The organism is Aureimonas phyllosphaerae (genome assembly GCF_047943035.1).
Classification (GTDB): Bacteria; Pseudomonadota; Alphaproteobacteria; order Rhizobiales; family Rhizobiaceae; genus Aureimonas; species Aureimonas phyllosphaerae.
This window is the reverse complement of the sequence record NZ_CP181348.1, coordinates 2,252,328-2,271,405: the sequence shown is the minus strand read 5'-3', so window position 1 is coordinate 2,271,405 and position 19,078 is coordinate 2,252,328. Positions and strand designations below refer to the sequence as shown.

General features: G+C 68.9%; 17 protein-coding genes. 7 read left to right on the top strand and 10 right to left on the bottom strand.

What is annotated here, in order from left to right; translation table 11 throughout:
* Positions 1–10: 10 nt before the first annotated feature.
* The 6 genes from ACLNGM_RS10690 to ACLNGM_RS10665 form a co-directional block, all read right to left on the bottom strand.
* Entirely contained in the window at positions 11–1,795 is a 1,785-nt protein-coding gene (locus ACLNGM_RS10690; protein WP_416358321.1) for a GGDEF domain-containing protein, read from the bottom strand.
* Positions 1,796–1,937: 142 nt separating this feature from the next.
* The gene (locus tag ACLNGM_RS10685) at positions 1,938–2,900 is read right to left on the bottom strand and encodes a cytochrome c1 (RefSeq protein WP_090961310.1); all 963 of its coding nucleotides are present in this window, start codon (positions 2,898–2,900) and stop codon (positions 1,938–1,940) included.
* Positions 2,901–2,923: 23 nt separating this feature from the next.
* Positions 2,924–4,222: a cytochrome b gene (locus ACLNGM_RS10680; RefSeq protein ID WP_416358320.1), complete on the bottom strand. Its 1,299-nt coding sequence runs from the start codon at positions 4,220–4,222 to the stop codon at positions 2,924–2,926.
* 19 nt (positions 4,223–4,241) lie between these two features.
* Positions 4,242–4,802, bottom strand: a complete 561-nt coding sequence (gene petA, locus ACLNGM_RS10675) for a ubiquinol-cytochrome c reductase iron-sulfur subunit (protein ID WP_090961052.1) — start codon at positions 4,800–4,802, stop codon at positions 4,242–4,244.
* Between the two features lie 207 nt (positions 4,803–5,009).
* Positions 5,010–6,890 carry an ABC transporter ATP-binding protein gene (locus tag ACLNGM_RS10670; RefSeq protein WP_416358319.1) on the bottom strand — a complete coding sequence of 627 codons (1,881 nt, stop codon included), beginning with the start codon at positions 6,888–6,890 and terminating at the stop codon, positions 5,010–5,012.
* Positions 6,887–8,779, bottom strand: a complete 1,893-nt coding sequence (locus ACLNGM_RS10665; RefSeq protein WP_416358318.1) for an ABC transporter ATP-binding protein — start codon at positions 8,777–8,779, stop codon at positions 6,887–6,889. The genes ACLNGM_RS10670 and ACLNGM_RS10665 overlap by 4 nt, the downstream gene beginning before the upstream one ends.
* 140 nt (positions 8,780–8,919) lie before the next feature.
* On the opposite strand from ACLNGM_RS10665, the gene ACLNGM_RS10660 reads away from it, so the two are divergent.
* Positions 8,920–9,387, top strand: coding sequence for a tRNA (cytidine(34)-2'-O)-methyltransferase (locus ACLNGM_RS10660; RefSeq protein WP_416358317.1), 468 nt, complete (start codon positions 8,920–8,922; stop codon positions 9,385–9,387).
* Positions 9,384–9,818: an NUDIX domain-containing protein gene (locus ACLNGM_RS10655; RefSeq protein WP_416358316.1), complete on the top strand. Its 435-nt coding sequence runs from the start codon at positions 9,384–9,386 to the stop codon at positions 9,816–9,818. The genes ACLNGM_RS10660 and ACLNGM_RS10655 overlap by 4 nt, the downstream gene beginning before the upstream one ends.
* On the opposite strand, the gene ACLNGM_RS10650 is transcribed toward ACLNGM_RS10655, so the two are convergent.
* The gene (locus ACLNGM_RS10650; protein WP_416358315.1) at positions 9,787–10,035 is read right to left on the bottom strand and encodes a hypothetical protein; all 249 of its coding nucleotides are present in this window, start codon (positions 10,033–10,035) and stop codon (positions 9,787–9,789) included. The genes ACLNGM_RS10655 and ACLNGM_RS10650 overlap by 32 nt on opposite strands.
* A 192-nt stretch (positions 10,036–10,227) precedes the next feature.
* Between ACLNGM_RS10650 and hemF the strand changes: the two genes are divergently transcribed.
* Both hemF and ACLNGM_RS10640 read left to right on the top strand, forming a co-directional pair.
* Positions 10,228–11,139, top strand: a complete 912-nt coding sequence (hemF, locus tag ACLNGM_RS10645; protein ID WP_090961070.1) for an oxygen-dependent coproporphyrinogen oxidase — start codon at positions 10,228–10,230, stop codon at positions 11,137–11,139.
* 284 nt (positions 11,140–11,423) lie between these two features.
* Positions 11,424–11,603, top strand: coding sequence for a DUF1059 domain-containing protein (locus ACLNGM_RS10640; protein WP_090961073.1), 180 nt, complete (start codon positions 11,424–11,426; stop codon positions 11,601–11,603).
* Positions 11,604–11,683: 80 nt separating this feature from the next.
* Here the strand turns inward: ACLNGM_RS10640 and ACLNGM_RS10635 are convergent, their stop codons facing one another.
* From ACLNGM_RS10635 to ACLNGM_RS10625, 3 genes are read right to left on the bottom strand one after another with little or no spacing between them, the layout of a single operon-like run.
* A complete protein-coding gene (locus ACLNGM_RS10635) occupies positions 11,684–12,916 on the bottom strand; it encodes a CCA tRNA nucleotidyltransferase (RefSeq protein ID WP_416358314.1) in 1,233 nt (410 codons plus the stop codon).
* Complete coding sequence (locus ACLNGM_RS10630; protein ID WP_416358313.1) at positions 12,913–13,539, bottom strand: CoA pyrophosphatase; 627 nt, start codon at positions 13,537–13,539, stop codon at positions 12,913–12,915. The genes ACLNGM_RS10635 and ACLNGM_RS10630 overlap by 4 nt, the downstream gene beginning before the upstream one ends.
* The gene (locus ACLNGM_RS10625) at positions 13,532–14,107 is read right to left on the bottom strand and encodes a DUF1285 domain-containing protein (protein WP_416358312.1); all 576 of its coding nucleotides are present in this window, start codon (positions 14,105–14,107) and stop codon (positions 13,532–13,534) included. The genes ACLNGM_RS10630 and ACLNGM_RS10625 overlap by 8 nt, the downstream gene beginning before the upstream one ends.
* A gap of 183 nt (positions 14,108–14,290) precedes the next feature.
* Here ACLNGM_RS10625 and ACLNGM_RS10620 point away from each other — a divergent pair, with 183 nt between their 5' ends.
* From ACLNGM_RS10620 to ACLNGM_RS10610, 3 genes are read left to right on the top strand one after another with little or no spacing between them, the layout of a single operon-like run.
* Positions 14,291–15,301, top strand: a complete 1,011-nt coding sequence (locus tag ACLNGM_RS10620) for an AAA family ATPase (RefSeq protein ID WP_416358311.1) — start codon at positions 14,291–14,293, stop codon at positions 15,299–15,301.
* Positions 15,302–15,305: 4 nt separating this feature from the next.
* A complete protein-coding gene (locus ACLNGM_RS10615) occupies positions 15,306–16,220 on the top strand; it encodes a DUF58 domain-containing protein (protein ID WP_416358310.1) in 915 nt (304 codons plus the stop codon).
* The gene (locus ACLNGM_RS10610; RefSeq protein ID WP_416358309.1) at positions 16,220–19,078 is read left to right on the top strand and encodes a DUF4159 domain-containing protein; all 2,859 of its coding nucleotides are present in this window, start codon (positions 16,220–16,222) and stop codon (positions 19,076–19,078) included. Before ACLNGM_RS10615 ends, ACLNGM_RS10610 begins: the two co-directional genes overlap by 1 nt.

The window sequence follows — 19,078 nt, the reverse complement described above, 5'->3', positions numbered from 1 at the left end:
GCCGCCGGCCTCAAGCCGCGGCGATTCGGCTCCTCGCCGTCTTCGGCTCTGCAGTGGGCTTGGCGAGGGCCGCGATCGTCGCGTTGCTGAGGCGCACCCGGTTCCGGCCGGCCGCCTTGGCTTCGTAGAGCGCCTTGTCGGCGACGCTGAACAGCGTCTGCCACGAGGCGACGGGGCCGGCCTCGTTGGCGAGGCCGAAGCTCGCGGTGATGCGGATCGGCCCGGCGCTGGTCTCGACCACCAGCCCTTCGATCTCGGTCCGCAGCTCTTCCGCAAAGGTCAGCGCGTCCTCGGCGCGCTCGGATCGCAGGACGATCGCAAATTCCTCACCCCCGTATCGCGCCGCAATGACGTCCGCGTTCGCCCGGCGCCGCAGGAGGCTTGAGAACGCCGCGAGAACCTCGTCCCCGGCCCCATGGCCGTGGGTGTCGTTCACGACCTTGAAATGGTCGATGTCGCCGAGGATCGCGGTGAAGTTTCGCCCGCCCCCCGCAAATTTCTCGAGACGCACGAAGAGGCCGCGGCGGTTGGGCAGCGCGGTGAGTTCGTCCGTTTCGGATAGCGTCCTGAGTTTCTCTGCCAGGATCGCCCGCTCCTCCTCCAGCACCATGCGCTGGCGGTCGCGCGCTTCCAGGGTCTCGAGTGCGTTGTAGAGGCTCTTCACCGCCAGCACCGAGCCGTCGTAGCGATCGCGGCGGATCGGGCGGCGCTCGCACAGGGCGAGGATCTGGTCCCGCACGCCGAAGAGGGGCCGCAGCATCTGGCGGTAGAGAACCCATGCCGCCGTCGCGGTCATGACCAGGATCAGGACGGCAAGGGAGACGACGAGCTTCATCTGGATCAGCGTCGACTTCTGGATCTCCACGGCCTCGTTCATCATCGCATCGACGTAGAGGTTGCGCATGCGCAGGATCGGCAGGGTCGTCGGCGCGTAGACCTCGGAAATACGCTTGGCGTGTTCGGTGGAATTGAGCGGCCGGCGCGAGTAGGTCTCGATCGCACGGACCAGGAAGGGAAAGCCCTTGCCGAAATAGACCGAGCGGATCTCTTCGTGCGCCTCCCGAAGGCGGGGGGAGCTCGGTCCGAATTCCAGCTGCGACACGCCGACATCCCAGAGCGCCAGGATGCGCTGCTGGACGCGCATGCTGGTCATCACCGCCTCCGGCGGGATCACTTCCGACCACTTGAGCGCAGGCATCACCTCGGACGGCAGCCGGGTCGCGGACTCGTAAAGAGCGCCAAGGAGTCGTGCGACGTTGACGCGGCCGGCGAGGTTCTCGTCGGCCTGGATCACGCGCTGCGCCGTCTTGTCGACGAAGGGGACGAAGGTCTCCGAGATCGAGGACATGCCGCGCGCGACGCGCAGTTGCAAGCTGATCTGCCGGTCCTTGACGGGAAGCGCGAGAAGCGCGTCGGCACCGCGACGCTCGTCGCGCAGAAGCGCCGTCAGGAACTTGAAGTTGACGCTGTCGCGCAGCGTCGTCGCCTCGACACCAGCCCGGAAGCGATCGAGGGCGCGATCCGTGTCGCCGCGTGCCGCTCGCAGTTCGTTGGTGGTGGCGGCGGCCTCCCCCGGCTCCTCGCCCAGGGCAAGCTCCAGCGGGCGGCGTTCCTTGGTGATGGCCGTGGCGGCGGCGGTCGCGAGTTCGAAAAGCTGGAGTTCCACCAGCGACGCCCCGGCGCGCTGGTTCTGGTCGAGCACGCCGCGCAACGCGATCGAGCCGATGATCATGCTCGCCGAAAGCGCGATGATGGAACTGATGCGGATGAGATCGAATGACGGAAGCCGGAACATCGCGATCTCCTTGAGACCTGCGAAGCCTAAACCACGAAAGATGAAGGTTCCCTCAACCGGAGGTCATCATCCTTGGAAAGCAATCCCCAAAAGACAAGGGGCCCGAAGGCCCCTTGAATCTGGTTGCGACACCATCAAACGATCAGTGCGGCGTGTCGGCCCAGACGCGACGCTTGACGAGATAGAGCATGATCGCGAAGCCGATCAGGAAGATCATCACCACGAAGCCCGTCGCCTTGCGCTCGACGAGGTGCGGCTCGGCCGTCCACATCAGGAAGGCCGATACGTCGCGCGAATACTGCTCCATCGTCGCCGGCGCGCCGTCGTCGTAGGTCACCTGCCCGTCGCTGAGCGGCGGCGCCATCGCGAGCGCGGGGCCCGAGATGAAGTGCGGGTTGTAATAGGTTCCCGGCTGGATGGTGACGTTGGCCGGCGCCTGCTCGTAACCGGTCAGCAGCGCGTGAATGTAGTCCGGTCCGCCTTCGGCGTACTGGCTCCACGGAAAGATATCGAGAAGGAACCGCGGGAAGCCGCGCTCGACCGAGCGAGCCTTGGCGATCAGCGACAGGTCCGGCGGATGGGCTCCGCCGAGAGCCGCAGCGGCCGCTTCCGGGTTTGGATAGGGCGAGGGCAGGCGGTCGGAGGGAATGCCGGCGCGCTGGAACATCTCGCCCTGCGCGTTCGGCGCCGGATCGGTGATCTGGTACTCGGCCGCGAGCGCCCGGACCTGCTCGTCACTGTAGCCCAGCGCCGAGAAGTTGCGGAACGACACGAGGTTCATCGAATGGCAGTTCGAGCAGACCTCCTTGTAGACCTTCAAGCCGCGCTGCAGCTGCCCGAGATCCCAGTGCCCGAACGGTCCGGCGAAGGTCCAGGAGAGCTCGGCCGGCTTCTTGAGCGGATAATGCGGCGTGGCATGCTCGCCGCCCGCTTCGCCGCCATGCCCTTCGGCGACGGCCTGTTCGGTGCCGCGCGTGGCGTCCGGCGCCTCGCCCGGCGCGTCCCCGACGATCTGACCGGCGGGGGCGGCCGGCTCCTGCGCCCGGCCAAGGGCCGGGCTCATGACGACGCCCGCGACCAGAAGGGCTGGAAGAAGCTTTCTCATTGCAAGGTCCATGGGTCGCTTCGTCAGCCTTTGGTTTCGGGAGAGGCGGTGGCGCCAGCCGGCACCCCGCGTGCGGCGCCGCGCTTGGCCAGCACCGCCTCCGTGATCGAGTTCGGCAGCTTCTTCGGGGTCTCCACCAGGCCAAGGACCGGCAGGACGATGAGGAAGTGCGCGAAGTAGTAGATCGTGCCGATCAGCGAGAGCGTCGGGTAGATGCCCTCGGCCGGGCGCGAGCCGAGCCAGCCGAGCAGCACCGCGTTCACCGCGAAAATCCAGAAGAAGATCTTGTAGATCGGGCGGTAGGCGGTGGAGCGCACGCGGCTGGTGTCGAGCCAGGGCAGGAAGAACAGGATGATGATCGAGCCGAACATCACCAAAACGCCGCCGAGCTTGGAGTCGATCGGGCCGATGTTGAACGTGATGGCGCGCAGCATCGCGTAGAACGGCAGGAAGTACCACTCCGGAACGATGTGGGCCGGCGTCTGCAGCGGGTTGGCGGGAATGTAGTTGTCGGGATGGCCGAGATAGTTCGGCATGTAGAAGACGAAGTACGAGAAGAACGCGAGAAACACGACCATCGCGAACCCGTCCTTGATGGTCGCGTGCGGCGTGAACGGCACGGTGTCCTTCGGGGACTTGATCTCGACGCCGGTCGGGTTGGTCTGACCCACGACGTGCAGCGCCCAGATGTGCAGGATCACGACGCCCGCGATCATGAACGGCAGGAGGTAATGCAACGCGAAGAAGCGGTTCAGCGTCGCGTTGTCGACCGCAAAGCCGCCCAGGAGCAGCGTCTGGATCGGCCCGCCGATGCCGGGGAAGGCGGTGAAGAAGCCTGTGATGACCGTGGCGCCCCAGAAGGACATCTGGCCCCAGGGCAGGACGTAGCCCATGAAGGCGGTGGCCATCATCAGGAGGAAGATGATGACGCCGAGGATCCACATGATCTCGCGGGGCGCTTTGTAGGAGCCGTAGTAGAGACCGCGGAAGATATGGATGTAGACGGCGATGAAGAAGAACGAGGCGCCGTTGGCGTGCATGTAGCGCAGCAGCCAGCCCCAGTTCACGTCGCGCACGATGCTCTCGACGGACTGGAACGCGATGCCGGAATTGGCCGCGTAGTGCATCGCCAGGACGACGCCGGTCAGGATCTGGATGCCGAGGAACAGAGCCAGGATGCCGCCGAACGTGTAGGCGTAGCTCAGGTTGCGCGGAACCGGGAAGACGACGAACGAATCGTAGAGGAGCCGGGGCAGCGGCAGGCGGGCATCGAGCCAGCGCATGATGCCGTTGTTCGGCACGTAGGAGGACGGACCACTCATGTTCTCTGTGCCTCTCGCCTCAGCCGATGCGGATGGTGGTGGGATTGGGGAAGGAGAACAGCGGCACCGCCATGTTCTCGGGTGCCGGACCCTTCCGGATGCGGCCGGCCGTGTCGTAGTGCGAGCCATGGCACGGGCAGTACCAGCCGTCGTAGTCACCGGACTGACCGAGCGGGACGCAGCCGAGATGCGTGCACACGCCGACCATCACGAGCCACTGCTCCTGGCCCTCCGCGGCGCGGTTGACGTCGGTCGCCGGCGCGTCTGCCGGCAGGTTGGCGTTGCGCGCGACGGGATCCTTGAGATCAGACAGCGAGACGCCCTTGCCTTCCTCGATCTCGGTCGGAGTGCGCTGGCGGATGAAGATCGGCTTGCCGCGCCACTTGGCGGTGATCGACTGGCCGGCCGCGATCTGACTGATGTCGACGTCCACCTGCGCCAGCGCCAACGTCGCGGCATCCGGGTTCATCTGGTCGATGAAGGGCCAGACGGCCGCGGCGGCACCGACGACGCCGGCCGCCCCCGTCGCGATGTATAGAAAGTCCCGGCGAGTGGGTTCGCTGCTGTGATCGACGCTCACGGAGAAATGCGCTCCTTCAGGGCCAGCGCACCGATGCGGCGCGCCTGCCTCAGTCCCAACACGACCTCGCGGAGCACACCGAGCGCCGGAGCGACCGCGCCCTCCCCTAGAGCCGTTTCGGCCGCGATTTCTAAGCGCCCGCTTGGAACTTGTCCAGACTGTGGCGACGCTTCGGGCGGTTATGTCGCTTGGAGAACACGCATCCGACTATTCCGCCGCCGCCGGCAGGAAGCCACCCGACTGCCGGGCCCAGAGCGAGGCGTATAGCCCGCCGCGGCGTACCAGGTCGGCATGGGTTCCCTCCTCGACGATGCGGCCGGCATCGATCACCACGAGACGGTCGAGACGGGCGATGGTCGACAGGCGATGAGCAATGGCGATCACCGTCTTGCCCTGCATCATCTCGCCGAGATTGTCCTGGATCGCCACCTCGACTTCCGAATCCAGCGCCGACGTCGCCTCGTCGAGGACGAGGATCGGCGCGTTCTTCAGGAAGACGCGCGCGATGGCGATGCGCTGACGCTGGCCACCCGACAGCTTGACGCCGCGCTCGCCCACGAACGCATCGAGACCTTCGCGCCCGTTCGGGTCGCGCACCGTCCGGATGAAGCCGAGCGCGTCGGCGCGCCGCGCAGCCGACAGGATTTCCTCCTCGCTGGCATCGGGGCGACCATAGGCGATGTTGTCGCGGATCGAGCGGTGGAAGAGCGACGTGTCCTGCGTGACGACGCCGATTTCGCGGCGCAGCGAGGTCTGCGTCACGCCGGAAATATCCTGCCCGTCGATCAGGATCGAGCCGCGCTCGACGTCGTAGAGGCGAAGGAGGAGGTTGACGAGCGTCGTCTTGCCGGCGCCCGAGCGCCCCACGAGTCCGACCTTCTCGCCCGGCCGGATCGCAAGCGAGAAGTTCTCGATGACGCCCTTCCCCTTCCCGTAGTGGAAGGTCACGTCGCGATACTCCACAGCCCCGCCGGCCGGCTGGAGCGCGGGCGCATCCGCGCGATCGAGGAGCGCTGGAGGCTTCGTGACGATGCCGACCGCATCCTGGACCGTGCCGTAGTTGCGCACGAGGCCGTTGATATTGAACATCATCCAGCCGCTCATCTGATTGAGGCGTAGGATAAGGCCGAGCGCGGTCGCGACATCGCCGGTCGAGGCGGTGTTCTGCATCCAGGAGTGCAGAACCAGCGCGCCGATCGCCGTCATCATCAGGCCGTTGAGAACGGCGACGGCGGTGCGCACGGCGGTGATCGCCCGCGTCAGCGCGCGGATCGCCTCGACGAAGCGCCGGAAGCCGTCGAGCACGAAAGCGTCCTGCCGCCGGCCGGGATCGAAGAGCTTGACCGCGAGGATGTTGGTGAAGCTGTCGACGATGCGTCCCGACATGACGGAGCGCGCCTCGGCGCTCTCGCGCCCGGCGCGCCGGATGCGCGGCAGGAGATCCCGCACGATCCAGCCGTAGCCGATCGCCCATAGGAACAGGACAAGCCCCATCCACGGGTCCATCGCGCCGAGGATGGCGACCGCCAGAAGCGTGAAGGTGATAAAGCTCCAGAAGGTCTGGAGCGTCGTGACGATGAAATCGCCCGTCGCCTCGCCCACCTGCTGCACCTTCTGGGCGATGCGCCCCGCGAAGTCGTTCTGGAAGAAGGTGTAGGACTGGTCCATCAGCCGCCGGTAGGACTGCCAGCGAATGCGGTTGTAGAGCGAGGGGACGATGACCTGCTGCTCGAGGAGCGAGGCGGCGAAGAGAACGAGGGTGCGAAGGAGGAGCGTCGTGACCGCAAGGGTCACAAGGAGCCAGAAATGGTCGGCGAGCAGCGTGGCCGGCGACGACGAGCCGAGGGCATCGACGACCCGTCCCACCGCGGCATAGAGAAAGGCGTCGACGCCGCCGGTCAGCCCGCCGGTCACGAGAAGCGCCAGGAACGGCCAGCGTGCCTCGCTCGCGAAATGCCAGATGAAGCGGTTGGTCTCCTGTGGCAGCGGTGGCAGCGCGCCGACGCGGCGCGGCTCCGCCCCGTCCGGCTCGACGTCGCCATAGGGATCGATGATGCGCTCGAAGCGGCGCAGCAGCCCGCCGATCATTCGGCCGCGCGCACGCCGGTCGCGGCCGACTGTGGTTCGTCGTCGCCGGCATCGAGGAAGCCGCCGACCTGACGGCGCCAGAGATCGGCGTAGAGACCGCCCCGTTCGATGAGTTCGGCGTGGCTGCCCTCTTCGAGAATGCGCCCCCGGTCGAGCACCACGAGACGATCGAGCGCGGCGATGGTGGACAGGCGATGGGCGACCGCGATCACCGTCTTGCCCTCCATCAGGCGATAAAGATTCTCCGCGATCGCCGCCTCGACCTCGGAATCGAGCGCCGACGTCGCCTCGTCGAGAAGGAGGATCGGCGCGTCCTTCAGCATGACGCGGGCGATGGCGATGCGCTGGCGCTGGCCGCCCGACAGCTTGACGCCGCGCTCGCCGACCTCGGCGTCGAGACCGCGGCGACCTTCGCGATCGACCAGCGCCTCCACGAAGTCCAGCGCTTCGGCGCGGCGCAGGGCGTGGCACACCTCCTCGTCGGTGGCGTCGGGGCGGCCGTAGAGGATGTTCTCGCGGATCGTGCGGTGGAGCAGCGAGGTGTCCTGCGTCACCATGCCGATTGCAGCGCGCAGCGAATTCTGGGTGACGCCCGCGATGTCCTGCCCGTCGATCAGGATGCGGCCGGACTGGACGTCGTAGAAACGCAGGAGAAGGTTGAGGAGCGTCGACTTGCCGGCGCCTGAGCGACCCACGAGCCCGATCTTCTCGCCGGGGCGGATCGTCAGGTCGAAGTCGCCAACGACGGGACCGGCCGCGCGATGGGGCTTGGCCGAGGCGTAGGCGAAGGACACCTTGTCGAAGCGGACCTCGCCGTCGGTCACCGCCAGCGCGCCTGCACCCGGCGCGTCGGTCAGGGCGATGGGCTGCGTGAAGGTCGAGATGCCGTCGCGGATGGTGCCGACGTTCTCGAAGAGCGCCGAGACCTCCCACATGATCCACTGCGCCATGCCGTGCAGGCGAAGCACGAGGCCGATGCCGACGGCGACCGCGCCGACCGACACGAGGCCGTTGACCCAGAGGCCGATGCCCATCGCGCCGACGCCGAACAGAAGCAGCGAGTTCAGGAACAGGAGGCAGACGAAGAACTGGGTGATGAGGCGCCCCTGCCCGTAGACGGGCTTCAGGAACAGCCGCATCGCGTCCTTGGCGTAGGTCACCTCGCGCGGGGTGTGGGCGAAGAGCTTCACGGTGCCGATATTGGCGTAGGCGTCGACGATGCGGCCGGTCATCTCGGCGCGCGCATCGGCCTGCAGCTCGGCGACGGCTCCGAGGCGCGGGATGAAGTAGCGCAGCATCGCGACATAGAGCACGAGCCACCCGACGAAGGGCAGCATCAGCCGCCAGTCGGCCGCGGCGAGCAGCACGATGATGCCGGTGAAATAGACCGCGACATAGAGAAACACATCGATCGACTTCATGATCGTCTCGCGCACGGCGAGCGCGGTCTGCATCAGCTTGGTCGAGACGCGTCCGGCGAACTCGTCCTGGAAGAAGCCGAGCGACTGGTCCAGCAACCAGTTGTGCGCCGTCCAGCGGAAGCGCATCGGCAGATTGCCGAACAGCGCCTGGAACGAGATCAGCGATTCGAAGAGCGCCAGCCCCGGCAGGACGACGAGGATCACCGCCGCCATCGCGGCAAGGCGCCACCCCTCGTCGGCTAGGAACGTGTCGGGATTGGCGGCCGAAAGCCAGTCGACGATCGAACCGAGGAAGCCGAAGAGCGAGACCTCGATCACCGCGATGACGCCCGACAGGACGGCCATGCCGACCAGCAACCAGCGAACCGGCTTGGCGTAATGCCAGACGAAGGGCCAGAACGTGGCGGGCGGGCTCCTGGCCGGGCCCGCGGGAAACGGGTCGACGAGCTTCTCGAAGGTGGCGAACATGGGCATTCCGTTTGGCGCGTCGGGCAAGCGGCACGCACAACGCCCGGTTCGCCTGAAGTGTCGCCAGCATATAGGCCGCGCGACGACGATTTCACGAAACGGCTGTAGGCAGCCGGTCCGGGCTTGGGTATCGGGAGGGCATGCGCTTGTCCATCGCCCTCTACCAGCCCGACATCGCGGGCAACGCCGGCACGATCCTGCGGCTCGGCGCCTGTCTCGGCCTCGACGTGGAGATCATAGAGCCGGCCGGGTTCGACCTTTCGGACCGGGCGTTGAAACGGGCGGGCATGGACTATCTCGCCATGGCGCGACTCACCCGTCACGTCGATTTTTCGGCCTTCGAGGCGGTTCGGCGTGCGGCGGGACGTCGGCTCGTGCTCCTGACGACGAAGGCGGACACGGCCTATTGCGATGTCGCGTTCCGGGACGACGACGTTCTTCTCTTCGGACGCGAGAGCGCAGGCGTGCCGGATGCCGTTCACGATCTTGCCGATATCCGCGCGACCATTCCGATGGAGGCGGGAGCGCGCTCCTTAAACCTTGCGGTCAGCGCGGCAATGGTCGCGGGCGAGGCGCTGCGGCAGCTACGATGGAAGGGGACGCCATGATCTTCGACGAACCGCGGGTCGGAACCGGCGCCGCGATCCTGCGCGAGGGCCGACTGCTCCTCATCCGTCGCCGCCGCGCCCCGGAGGCCGGCGCCTGGGGCCTGCCGGGCGGCAAGGTCGATCTGTTCGAGACCGCGGCCGATGCGACGGCGCGCGAGGTGCTGGAAGAAACGGGGCTGCGGATAGCGGCCGACGAACTCCTCTGCGTCGTCGACCAGATCGACGTCGAGGCGGGCCATCACTGGTTCGCGCCAGTCTACGTCGTGGAGGACGCGGTGGGCGAGCCGTCGATCCAGGAACCGGAGAAGCACGACGGGCTCGACTGGTTCGCGCTCGACGCCCTGCCCGAGCCGCTCACCGCGCCGACGCGGGGCGCCCTGCCCCACCTGAGGGCGCGGATCAGTCGGCGCTCGGAAGGCGGCGCATCGTGAACTCGACCTCGTCGCCCGGCAGGAGGCGCCAGCTTTCGACCTGCGTCCAGTAGGCGGCCTTGGGGTAGCGGGCGAACCACTCGCGCGCCTTGGTCCGCGCTTCCGGGCGCGGCAACGTGAAGGTCTCGCGCACGAAGCTGTCGCGCGGAGCCGCTTCGCGCCGTGCGCGCAGCTGCCGGCGCAGGCCATCGAGAGGGGGCGGTGGAAGCGGGGCCATCGAACCGTCGCGCTCCTGTTTCGGCGGGCTCCTGTCGCTCCAGGATATAGGCCTTCGGTCTCGGGAATTCGAGTCGGAACGGCGGGCCCGCCCCGAACGGATCGCTTCCGAAACGCTCGCGCAACTGCTAGCCAATGCAGGGCAAGCCCGGACATTCCGATTCCGGCCGGGTCGGAAGGATCGTCGCGCGCCATGGAACGTCCCGAACTGCCGCAAGGCCTGCCGGAAAACCTCGACGCCAAGAAGGACGAGGCGAAGGCCTGGTTCGAGGCGTTGCGCGACCGGCTCTGCCAGGCCTTCGAGACGCTGGAGGACGAGTTCGGTTCCGACGAGACGCTGCCGGCCGGCCGCTTCGAGCGCACGCCCTGGACGCGCGGCGAGAACGGCGGCGGCGGCACGATGTCGATGCTGCAGAACGGGCGCGTCTTCGAGAAGGCGGGCATCCACACCTCCACCGTCTACGGCGAGCTGTCGGAGGACTTCGCCGCGCAGATCCCGGGCGCTGGCAGCGACCGCAGCTTCTGGGCCTCGGGCATCTCGCTGATCGCCCACACGCGCAACCCGAACGTGCCGGCCGTGCACATGAACACGCGCATGGTGGTCACCACCGGTCAATGGTTCGGCGGCGGCGCCGACCTCACCCCGATGCTGGACGCGCGCCGCACCGCCGAGGATCCCGACACGCGCGCCTTCCATAAGGCCCTGCAGTTCGTCTGCGATCGCCACTCGGGCGTTGCGAGCTATGATCGCTACAAGACGTGGTGCGACGAGTACTTCTATCTGCCGCACCGCAAGGAGCCGCGCGGCGTCGGCGGCATCTTCTACGACTGGCTGCATTCACCGGACGAGGCTGGGGGCTGGGACGCCGACTTCGCCTTCACGCGGGATGTCGGCAAGGCGTTCCTCGTGGTCTATCCGCATCTCGTGCGCCAGAACGCCGGCACCCCGTGGACCGAGGAGCAGCGCGAGGAGCAACTCGTGCGCCGTGGACGCTATGTGGAGTACAACCTCCTGTACGACCGCGGCACGCTTTTTGGACTGAAGACCGGCGGCAACGTCGCCTCGATCCTGTCCTCCCTGCCCCCGCTCGTGAAGTGGCCCTGATCGGTTGGACGGGCGATGAATTTCGGGCTTCGCGTCCCTCGCCGACAGCGTCTCTCGCGCTAGTTCCCGTGTGCGGACAAGAATTGGTTAACTTGCCAACAACGTCCTGTTCACAACGCGATCGCTCCTGATAAGGTCCGTGTATCCCGCCCGTCGCAAGCGACGGCCGGGTGCTCGCAGGACCGAGGACATCCGCGAACAGACGTGCATTCCGACCGCATGGTTTCGAAGGGCAGGCGGCACGCGCATCCGCGCGGTCGAAGGATCGACCAGGGAGGACTGTGATGTATGAACTCAATTGCCACGGTGTCATTCCAGGCTGCGAGCGGGTGATCCGCGCCGATTCGCAGGCGGAAGTGATGCGCCGCGCCGTGATGCAGGCCAAGCAGCTGGGCGTCGAGACGATCACCCAGCGGCTGATGGACGCCATCCGCGACGGCATGCACGAGAGCGCGAGGCACTGACGCTCTGACGCCATCGGCGCTTCGAGGAATCGTTCGGGCGCGGCTTCATCGACCGATGGAGCCGCGCTTTTTCGTGCGGTTCAGACGAGGTTGAGCAAGGCCTCGCGACCGAGCACGAATCCGCTCTCGGCATAGGCCCGCTTCAGGCGATCGAGCGTGCGCCCGATCTCGGGTCCCGGCGCGACGCCGGCCGCTGCGAGATCGTGTCCGCTGAGCGGAAAGGCCGGCGGCTCGAACCCGGCAGCCGCCTCGAAGCGGGCCGCCAGCAGCGCCACTTGGGGAAGGCGATCGGGATCGCCGGCCGCTGCGGTGCGCTCGGCGCTGAGCGCGAGCGCCAAACGGTCGGCGAGCGCGGTTCGGTCGCCGAGATACAGCCTGGTCCGGAAGGCGGCATCGCTCTCGCCCGGTGGAGCCTCGCTCATCGCCCAGGCGACGAGCCGGTCGCGATCCGTATTCGACAGACGCAGCCGGCCGGCCATCTCGCGCAGACGCGCGGCGTCCGGCAGCACGATCGCCTCCAAGCGGCGGATCGGGTCGGGCGACCAGCCGTAGAGCGCCTCGGTCTCGACGAGACCGTGGATCGCGTCGATGCCCCACTTCTCCGATTCCGGCAGCACGCGGCTGAGGACACCCGCCTGCCGCATCCAGAGAAGCGCGCGGGCCGGGTCGGGCGCGCCGAGAAGCTTGCGCAACTCGGCCCAGACGCGCTCGGAGGACAGGCGATCCAGCCCCTCCTTCAGCCGCGAGGCCGCGCGCAGGCCGTCGCCATCCGGCCGGCCCCGCCCGTACCACGCGAAGAAGCGGAAGAAGCGCAGGATGCGCAGATAGTCCTCCTCGATCCGCTGGCCGGCGTCGCCGATGAAGCGCAGCGTGCCGCTCTCGATGTCGGCAAGGCCGCCGACGAGATCGAGGATCTCGCCGTCGGCGTCGCAGTAGAGGGCGTTGATCGAGAAGTCGCGCCGGGCGGCATCCTCGGCCCAGTCGCGCCCGAACAGGACCTTGGCGTGGCGACCGTCGGTCTCGACGTCGCGGCGAAGCGTCGTGACTTCGAAGGGCCGTCCGCTCGCGACCACCGTCACCGTACCGTGCTCGACGCCGGTCGGCACGGCCTTCAGCCCCGCCGCCTCGACGCGGGCGATGGTTTCAGCGGGCAGCGTCGTGGTGGCGACGTCGACATCGGTGATCGGGCGGCCCATCAGCGTGTTGCGGATCGCGCCGCCCACCACCCGTGCCTCCTCGCCTCCCGCCGAGAGGCAGGCCAGGATGGTCTGTAGGGCGGGGTCGCGGAGCCAGTCCGCCTCGATGCGCGTCATGATGCGTAGAGCCTTTCATACAGCGTGCGCAGGATGCCCGCCGTCACGCCCCAGATATACCGATCCCCGAAGGGCATCGTGTAGAAGTATCGCGGCTTGCCCTGCCAGACCCGGCTGCCCTTGGCGTGGTTCGCCGCGTTCATGAGGAAGCCGAGCGGCACCTCGAAGGCGTCGGCCACCTCCGAAGGGTCCGGCCGGGGCACGAAGGCGGGATCGACGATCCCGACCACCGGCGTGATGCGGAACCCCGTCGTCGCGCGGTAGCGCGGCAGGCGGCCGATCACCTCGACCAGCCCGGGGTCGAGGCCGACCTCCTCCTCGGCTTCGCGCAGTGCCGCCGCCTCGACCGAGGCATCGGCTGGATCGACCGAGCCGCCGGGAAAGGCGATCTGGCCGGAATGCTTGCGCAGATGCGCCGCGCGCGTCGTCAGGATCACCCCCGCCTCGCCCGGCCGGTCGACCACGGGAACGAGCACTGCCGCCTCGCGCGCGCCCGCGCCCTCCGACAATTGCGCCCAGTCCGGGTTGAGAACGTGGTCACCGGTGTCGTGCTCGAGGGCTTCCAGACCGCGGGCCGACAGGCGCGCACGAAGGTCGGCGGCGTCGAACCGCGTCTCAAGCATCGAGTGCCGAGAGCGCGAGCGGCACTGGAAACCAGCTGGAGCCGGACGCGATGCCGGCCTCGCCGCCACGCTCCTCGATCCGCTGCGCGAGGTCGAAAGCGAGCGCGCGCGTCAGCCGCGCTTCCAGCCCGCCACGCACCCGCAGGTAGGGTCGAAAGGCGTCGCCCGCGGCATCGGCAAAACGCAAGGGGTGCGCGTCGTCGGCCTCCACGACGTCGCCCATGTTCGTGCGAAAGCGCAGGCGGCCCGCCTCGTCGCTCATCTCGACCGCGACGAAAGGGGCATCGGCCACGCGGATCGTCAGCTTCTCGGCCGGCGTCACCAGAACGAAGGAACCGTCCACCTCGCGGCGCAGGACGCTGGAGAAGAGGCGGGCCAGTGCCGGACGGTCGATCGGCGACCCCTGGTAGAGCCAGCGGCCGTCCTCGTCGATCGCCATGTCGATCGTCCCGCAATGCGGCGGGTTCCACTGTTCGACCGGCGGAGCGGAGCGGCCGGCGCGCTCGGCGCGCGACACCAGAGCCTCCAGCGAGACCGATGCCGAACTTGTGTCCTCCGACTGAGTCATGATGCAACGTCCCCCGAGGCCGCCGCCCCTTGCCGGGCAGCATCCCGTCTTATTTTGGCCGGGCTTGGCCGTCACCAAATAGTCGCGCATCCCAGCGCTTGCCAGACGACCGCCGCCTCGATTCTATGCGGCTTCTCCCCGTCGTCGGCCGTTCCGACACGACTCATCGAAGGGCCCCGCAGGATGACGATACTCGCCAACACGGAGCCGACCCTCGACGCGCACGCCATGGTGGCCGAGGCCGAGCGCGCGCTGGCCGACATCGCGAAGGCGCGCGAATCCGTCGCCCGCGTGATCTTCGGCCAGGAAAGCGTCGTCGAGCAGACGCTGGTCGCGATTCTGGCCGGCGGCCACGCGCTGCTCGTCGGCGTTCCGGGCCTTGCCAAGACCAAGCTCGTGGAGACGCTCGGCACCGTGCTCGGCCTCGATGCGCGGCGCGTCCAGTTCACGCCCGACCTCATGCCCTCCGACATCGTCGGCACCGAGGTCATGGACCAGAACGAGGGCGGCCGCCGCTCCTTCCGCTTCGTGCGCGGCCCGGTCTTCGCGCAGCTCCTGATGGCGGACGAGATCAACCGCGCCAGCCCGCGCACCCAGTCCGCGCTCCTCCAGTCGATGCAGGAATACCACGTGACGGTGGCCGGCGAGCGGCACGACCTGCCCGCGCCCTTCCACGTGCTGGCGACCCAGAACCCACTGGAGCAGGAGGGCACCTATCCCCTGCCCGAAGCCCAGCTCGACCGCTTCCTGTGCCAGGTCGACGTGCACTACCCCTCGATCGAGGCCGAGCGCCGCATCCTCCTCGCGACCACCGGCGTCGCCGAGGACAAGGCCGTTGCCGTGATGAGCGCTGAGCGCCTGCGCGAGATCCAGATGCTGGTGCGCCGGATGCCGGTGCCCGAGAGCGTCGTCGAGGCGATCCTGTCGCTCGTGCGCTCGGCGCGTCCCGGCCAGGGCTCGTCGGAGGCCGACACGCATGTCGCCTGGGGTCCCGGCCCGCGCGCAAGCCAGGCGATGATGACCTGCGTGCGCGCCCGCGCACTCTACGAAGGACGGCTCGCTCCCTCGATTGACGACGTTCGGGCGCTGGCCGAGCCGATCCTCCAGCACCGCATGGCGCTGAACTTCGCCGCGCGTGCCGAAGGCATCGGCGTGCGCGAGGTGATCGCCCGTCTGGCGCGCCAGGCCGGCTGACCGGATGGCGGCCATCGGGCGCATCACCGACGCTGTGACGGGTGGCGAGGCGCTGCATCGCGCCCGCCAGCGCGCGGCGCTCCTGCCGGACCTCCTCGTCGAGGCGCGCCGCGTGTCGGCGTCCGTGGCGACCGGCTGGCATGGTCGGCGGCGGCGCGGCACGGGCGAGAACTTCTGGCAGTTCCGCCCCTTCGTCGACGGCGAGCAGGTATCGCGCATCGACTGGCGCCGCTCCGCGCGTGACGACAACGTCTATCTTCGCGACCGCGAATGGGAGGCGGCGCAGACCGTCTGGCTCTGGGCGGATCCGTCCCCGTCGATGCTCTACCAGAGCGGCGAGGGACTGGTTTCCAAGGAGAGCCGTGCGCTCGTCCTCGTTCTAGCGCTCGCCGAACTCCTGGCGCGCTCGGGCGAGCGGATCGGCTATCCCGACGTGATGGCGCCCGTTTCCGCACGCAACGCCGCCGAGCGCATCGCCGCCGCGCTCCAGACCAACCGGCCGGCGGGCGGCTTTCCCGCGACGGATCGCTTGAAGCGCTTCAGCGAGATCGTGCTGGTCGCCGATTTCCTCGATCCGATCGACGAACTGACCGAGCGGATCGACCTTCTCGCCCGACAGGGCGTGCGCGGCCATATCGTGCAGATCGCCGATCCCGCCGAGGTCGCCTTTCCCTATTCCGGCCGCACCGAATTCCAGGACCCCGAGACCGGCGCCAAGCTCACGGCCGGGCGCGCCGAGGCGCTGCGCGACCTCTACCGTGACGCCTTCGAGGCACGCCGTCAGTATCTCGGCGAGCATTGCCGCCGGCTCGGCTGGAGCCACGTCTTCCACGCCACCGACCGCCTGGCGTCCGAACCCCTCGTCGCGGTCCACGGCCATCTCAGCGGTCAGCCGCAAAGCATGAAGGCGCGCGCCTGATGGGAGCCTTGTCCTTCGGCGCGCCGCTGGTGCTCGCCGGGCTTCTCGCCCTGCCTGCGATCTGGTGGCTGCTGCGCCTCACCCCGCCGCGACCGCAGACCGAAACCTTCCCGCCGCTGCGCATTCTGGAGCGCGTCCTGCGCCGCGAGGAAACGCCGGCGCGCAGCCCCTGGTGGCTGACACTTCTGCGGCTGCTGCTGGCGGCGCTGGTCATTCTCGCGCTGGCGGCGCCGATCCTCAACCCGCGCGAAAGCGCGCTGTCGGGCAACGGCCCCGTGGTCGTGATGCTGGACAACGGCTGGGCGAGCGCGCGCGACTGGGACGACCGGCGCAGCGCAGCCGAAGACCTTCTCCGCGAGGCGGGCAAGGCCGGGCGTCCCGTGTCGCTGGTCCTGACGGCCGAGGACGCCGGAAACGATACGGCCCCGGTGGAGGCCGCGACGGCCCTGGAGCGGCTGGCCGCCGCCGAGCCGCGCCCGATCGCGTCCGACCGCGCGGCCGCCGCGACGCGCCTGTCCTCCGTGCTCGGCGCCCAGAGCGGCGCCAGCATCGCCTATCTCAGCGACGGGCTCGATGGCGGCGGCATGGAGGCGGCGGCCGAAACGCTGCGCGCCCTCGCGCCCTCGCAGGTGATCCTCTACGCCCCGCCGGTCGGCACGCTGGCCGGGCTCACGCGCGCCGAGAACGCAACGGACGCGCTGGTGGTCAATGCCGTTCGCCCCGAAGGCGAGACGGGCCCCGCGACCTACCAGCTTCGCGCGCTGGACGCGCAGGAGCGTGAGATCGGCCGCGCGCCCCTCGCCTTCGCCGCCGGCGCGACGACCGCGCAGGCGCGCTTCACCATTCCGGTCGAACTGCGCAACGACGTCGCCCGCATCGAGCGCGACGGCATCAACGACGCGGCCTCCGTTCGCCTCGTCGACGACAGCTTCCAGCGTCGCCGCGTGGCCCTCGTGTCCGGCGAGGCGGCCGACCTCGCGCAGCCGCTCCTGTCGCCGCTCTATTACATCACGAGAGCGCTGGAGCCCTTCGCCGATCTCGTTCGCGCCGGCAGCGCCGATCTCGGCACCGCCATCCCCGCGCTCGTCGAGCAGCGCCCGTCCGTCATCGTGCTCGCCGACATCGGCGTCCTGCCGGATGCGGCCACGCAGGCGCTGAACGGCTTCCTCGAGAACGGCGGCACGCTGGTCCGGTTCGCCGGCCCGCGTCTGGCCGCCTCGACCGCCGAGGATCCGCTCGTGCCCGTGCGCCTGCGCGGCGGGGAACGCCAGCTCGGCGGGGCAATCTCATGGTCCGAGCCGCAACGCGTGGCGCCGATCGCCGATGGCTCTCCGTTCGCCGGCATCACCGTGCCCGCCGACGTCACCGTGTCGCGCCAGATCCTCGCGGAGCCTTCCGCCGACCTCTCCGACCGGACCTGGGCGAGCCTTGCCGACGGAACGCCGATCGTGACCGCGGCCGCGCGCGGCGCCGGGACGATCGTCCTGTTCCACACGACGGCCGAGGCGACGTGGTCGAACCTGCCGATCTCCGGCGCCTTCGTCGACATGCTCCGGCGCATCGTCTCGCTGTCGCGCGGGGCGGTCGGCACCGACGGCGGGACGGCCGAGACCAGCCTGCCGCCCTACCGCGTGATGGACGGCACCGCGCGCCTCGTGCAGCCCGGTCCGGATATCCGGCCGCTGGTGCTGGCCGACGGCGCCGCGCCCCTTCCCAGCCTCCAGAACCCGCCCGGCCTCTACGGTACGGCCGAAGGATATCGCGCCCTGAACCTCCTCGAAACCGACGCCGTGCTGCGCCCCCTTCCCGCGCTCGACCTCGGCGCGCCCATCGCCACGCGCGCCTACGGCACGGCCGGCGCGACGGACCTGACGCCCTGGCTGTTCGCCGGCGCGGTCGCGCTCTTCGCGCTGGATGCGCTGGCGCTGCTCTGGCTGCATGGTGGCTTCGCGCGTCTGCGCCGCGGCTTCGGGCGCCGCGCGGCGCCCGCCGCACTTGTGCTCGGCCTGTCGCTCGCCGCGGCCATCGGCACTCAGTCAGAGCGTGCGCACGCGCAGGACACCCCCTCCCCCGCCGCCATGGCGACGCAGGGACTGGAAGGGGTCGACGCCGCGCGGGCGATCGAGGCGACGGAAACCACGCACCTCGCCTATGTCGAGACCGGTGACGCCGCGACGGACGAGATCTCCCGGCAGGGTCTCGACGGCCTGTCGCAATACATCGCCTCGAAGACGGCGCTGGAGCCGGGCAAGCCGATGCCGGTCGACATCGCGACGGACGAGTTGTCCTTCTACCCGATCCTCTACTGGCCGATCCACGCCTCGGCCCCGATGCCGAGCCAAGAGGCGATCAGCCGCGTCGACGCCTACATGAAGCAGGGCGGCACGGTGCTCTTCGATGTCGAGGGAGACGCGATGGGCGACCTCTCGGGCCAGACGGTCTCGGCCGGGCAGCGTCGGCTGCGCGACATCCTCGCCGACCTCGACATTCCGCCGCTCGAGCCGGTGCCGGCCGACCACGTCTTGACCAAGGCCTTCTACATCATGGACAGCTTTCCCGGCCGGCACACCGGCTCGGACCTCTGGGTCGAGTCGCTCGTGCGCTCCGCCGACGCCGAGGCGCGGCCGGCGAGCGCGGGCGACGGCGTCTCCTCGATCATGATCACGTCGAACGATTTCGCCAGCGCCTGGGCGGTCGACGGCAACGGGCTCTTCGTCTTCCCGACCGACAACGCCGACCCGTCGCAGCGCGAATACGCCTACCGGGCGGGGGTCAACATCGTGATGTACGTGCTGACCGGCAACTACAAGGCCGATCAGGTGCACGTGCCCGCCCTCCTCGAACGCCTGGGGCAGTGA

What these genes read in the sequence shown, in the direction of transcription:
- ACLNGM_RS10690 (WP_416358321.1), bottom strand. Translation starts at nt 1,795, where the DNA reads ATGTTCCGGCTTCCGTCATTCGATCTCATCCGCATCAGTTCCATCATC.
- ACLNGM_RS10685 (WP_090961310.1), bottom strand. Translation starts at nt 2,900, where the DNA reads ATGAGAAAGCTTCTTCCAGCCCTTCTGGTCGCGGGCGTCGTCATGAGC.
- ACLNGM_RS10680 (WP_416358320.1), bottom strand. Translation starts at nt 4,222, where the DNA reads ATGAGTGGTCCGTCCTCCTACGTGCCGAACAACGGCATCATGCGCTGG.
- ACLNGM_RS10670 (WP_416358319.1), bottom strand. Translation starts at nt 6,890, where the DNA reads ATGATCGGCGGGCTGCTGCGCCGCTTCGAGCGCATCATCGATCCCTAT.
- ACLNGM_RS10665 (WP_416358318.1), bottom strand. Translation starts at nt 8,779, where the DNA reads ATGTTCGCCACCTTCGAGAAGCTCGTCGACCCGTTTCCCGCGGGCCCG.
- ACLNGM_RS10660 (WP_416358317.1), top strand. Translation starts at nt 8,920, where the DNA reads ATGCGCTTGTCCATCGCCCTCTACCAGCCCGACATCGCGGGCAACGCC.
- ACLNGM_RS10655 (WP_416358316.1), top strand. Translation starts at nt 9,384, where the DNA reads ATGATCTTCGACGAACCGCGGGTCGGAACCGGCGCCGCGATCCTGCGC.
- ACLNGM_RS10650 (WP_416358315.1), bottom strand. Translation starts at nt 10,035, where the DNA reads ATGGCCCCGCTTCCACCGCCCCCTCTCGATGGCCTGCGCCGGCAGCTG.
- hemF (WP_090961070.1), top strand. Translation starts at nt 10,228, where the DNA reads ATGGAACGTCCCGAACTGCCGCAAGGCCTGCCGGAAAACCTCGACGCC.
- ACLNGM_RS10640 (WP_090961073.1), top strand. Translation starts at nt 11,424, where the DNA reads ATGTATGAACTCAATTGCCACGGTGTCATTCCAGGCTGCGAGCGGGTG.
- ACLNGM_RS10635 (WP_416358314.1), bottom strand. Translation starts at nt 12,916, where the DNA reads ATGACGCGCATCGAGGCGGACTGGCTCCGCGACCCCGCCCTACAGACC.
- ACLNGM_RS10630 (WP_416358313.1), bottom strand. Translation starts at nt 13,539, where the DNA reads ATGCTTGAGACGCGGTTCGACGCCGCCGACCTTCGTGCGCGCCTGTCG.
- ACLNGM_RS10625 (WP_416358312.1), bottom strand. Translation starts at nt 14,107, where the DNA reads ATGACTCAGTCGGAGGACACAAGTTCGGCATCGGTCTCGCTGGAGGCT.
- ACLNGM_RS10620 (WP_416358311.1), top strand. Translation starts at nt 14,291, where the DNA reads ATGACGATACTCGCCAACACGGAGCCGACCCTCGACGCGCACGCCATG.
- ACLNGM_RS10615 (WP_416358310.1), top strand. Translation starts at nt 15,306, where the DNA reads ATGGCGGCCATCGGGCGCATCACCGACGCTGTGACGGGTGGCGAGGCG.
- ACLNGM_RS10610 (WP_416358309.1), top strand. Translation starts at nt 16,220, where the DNA reads ATGGGAGCCTTGTCCTTCGGCGCGCCGCTGGTGCTCGCCGGGCTTCTC.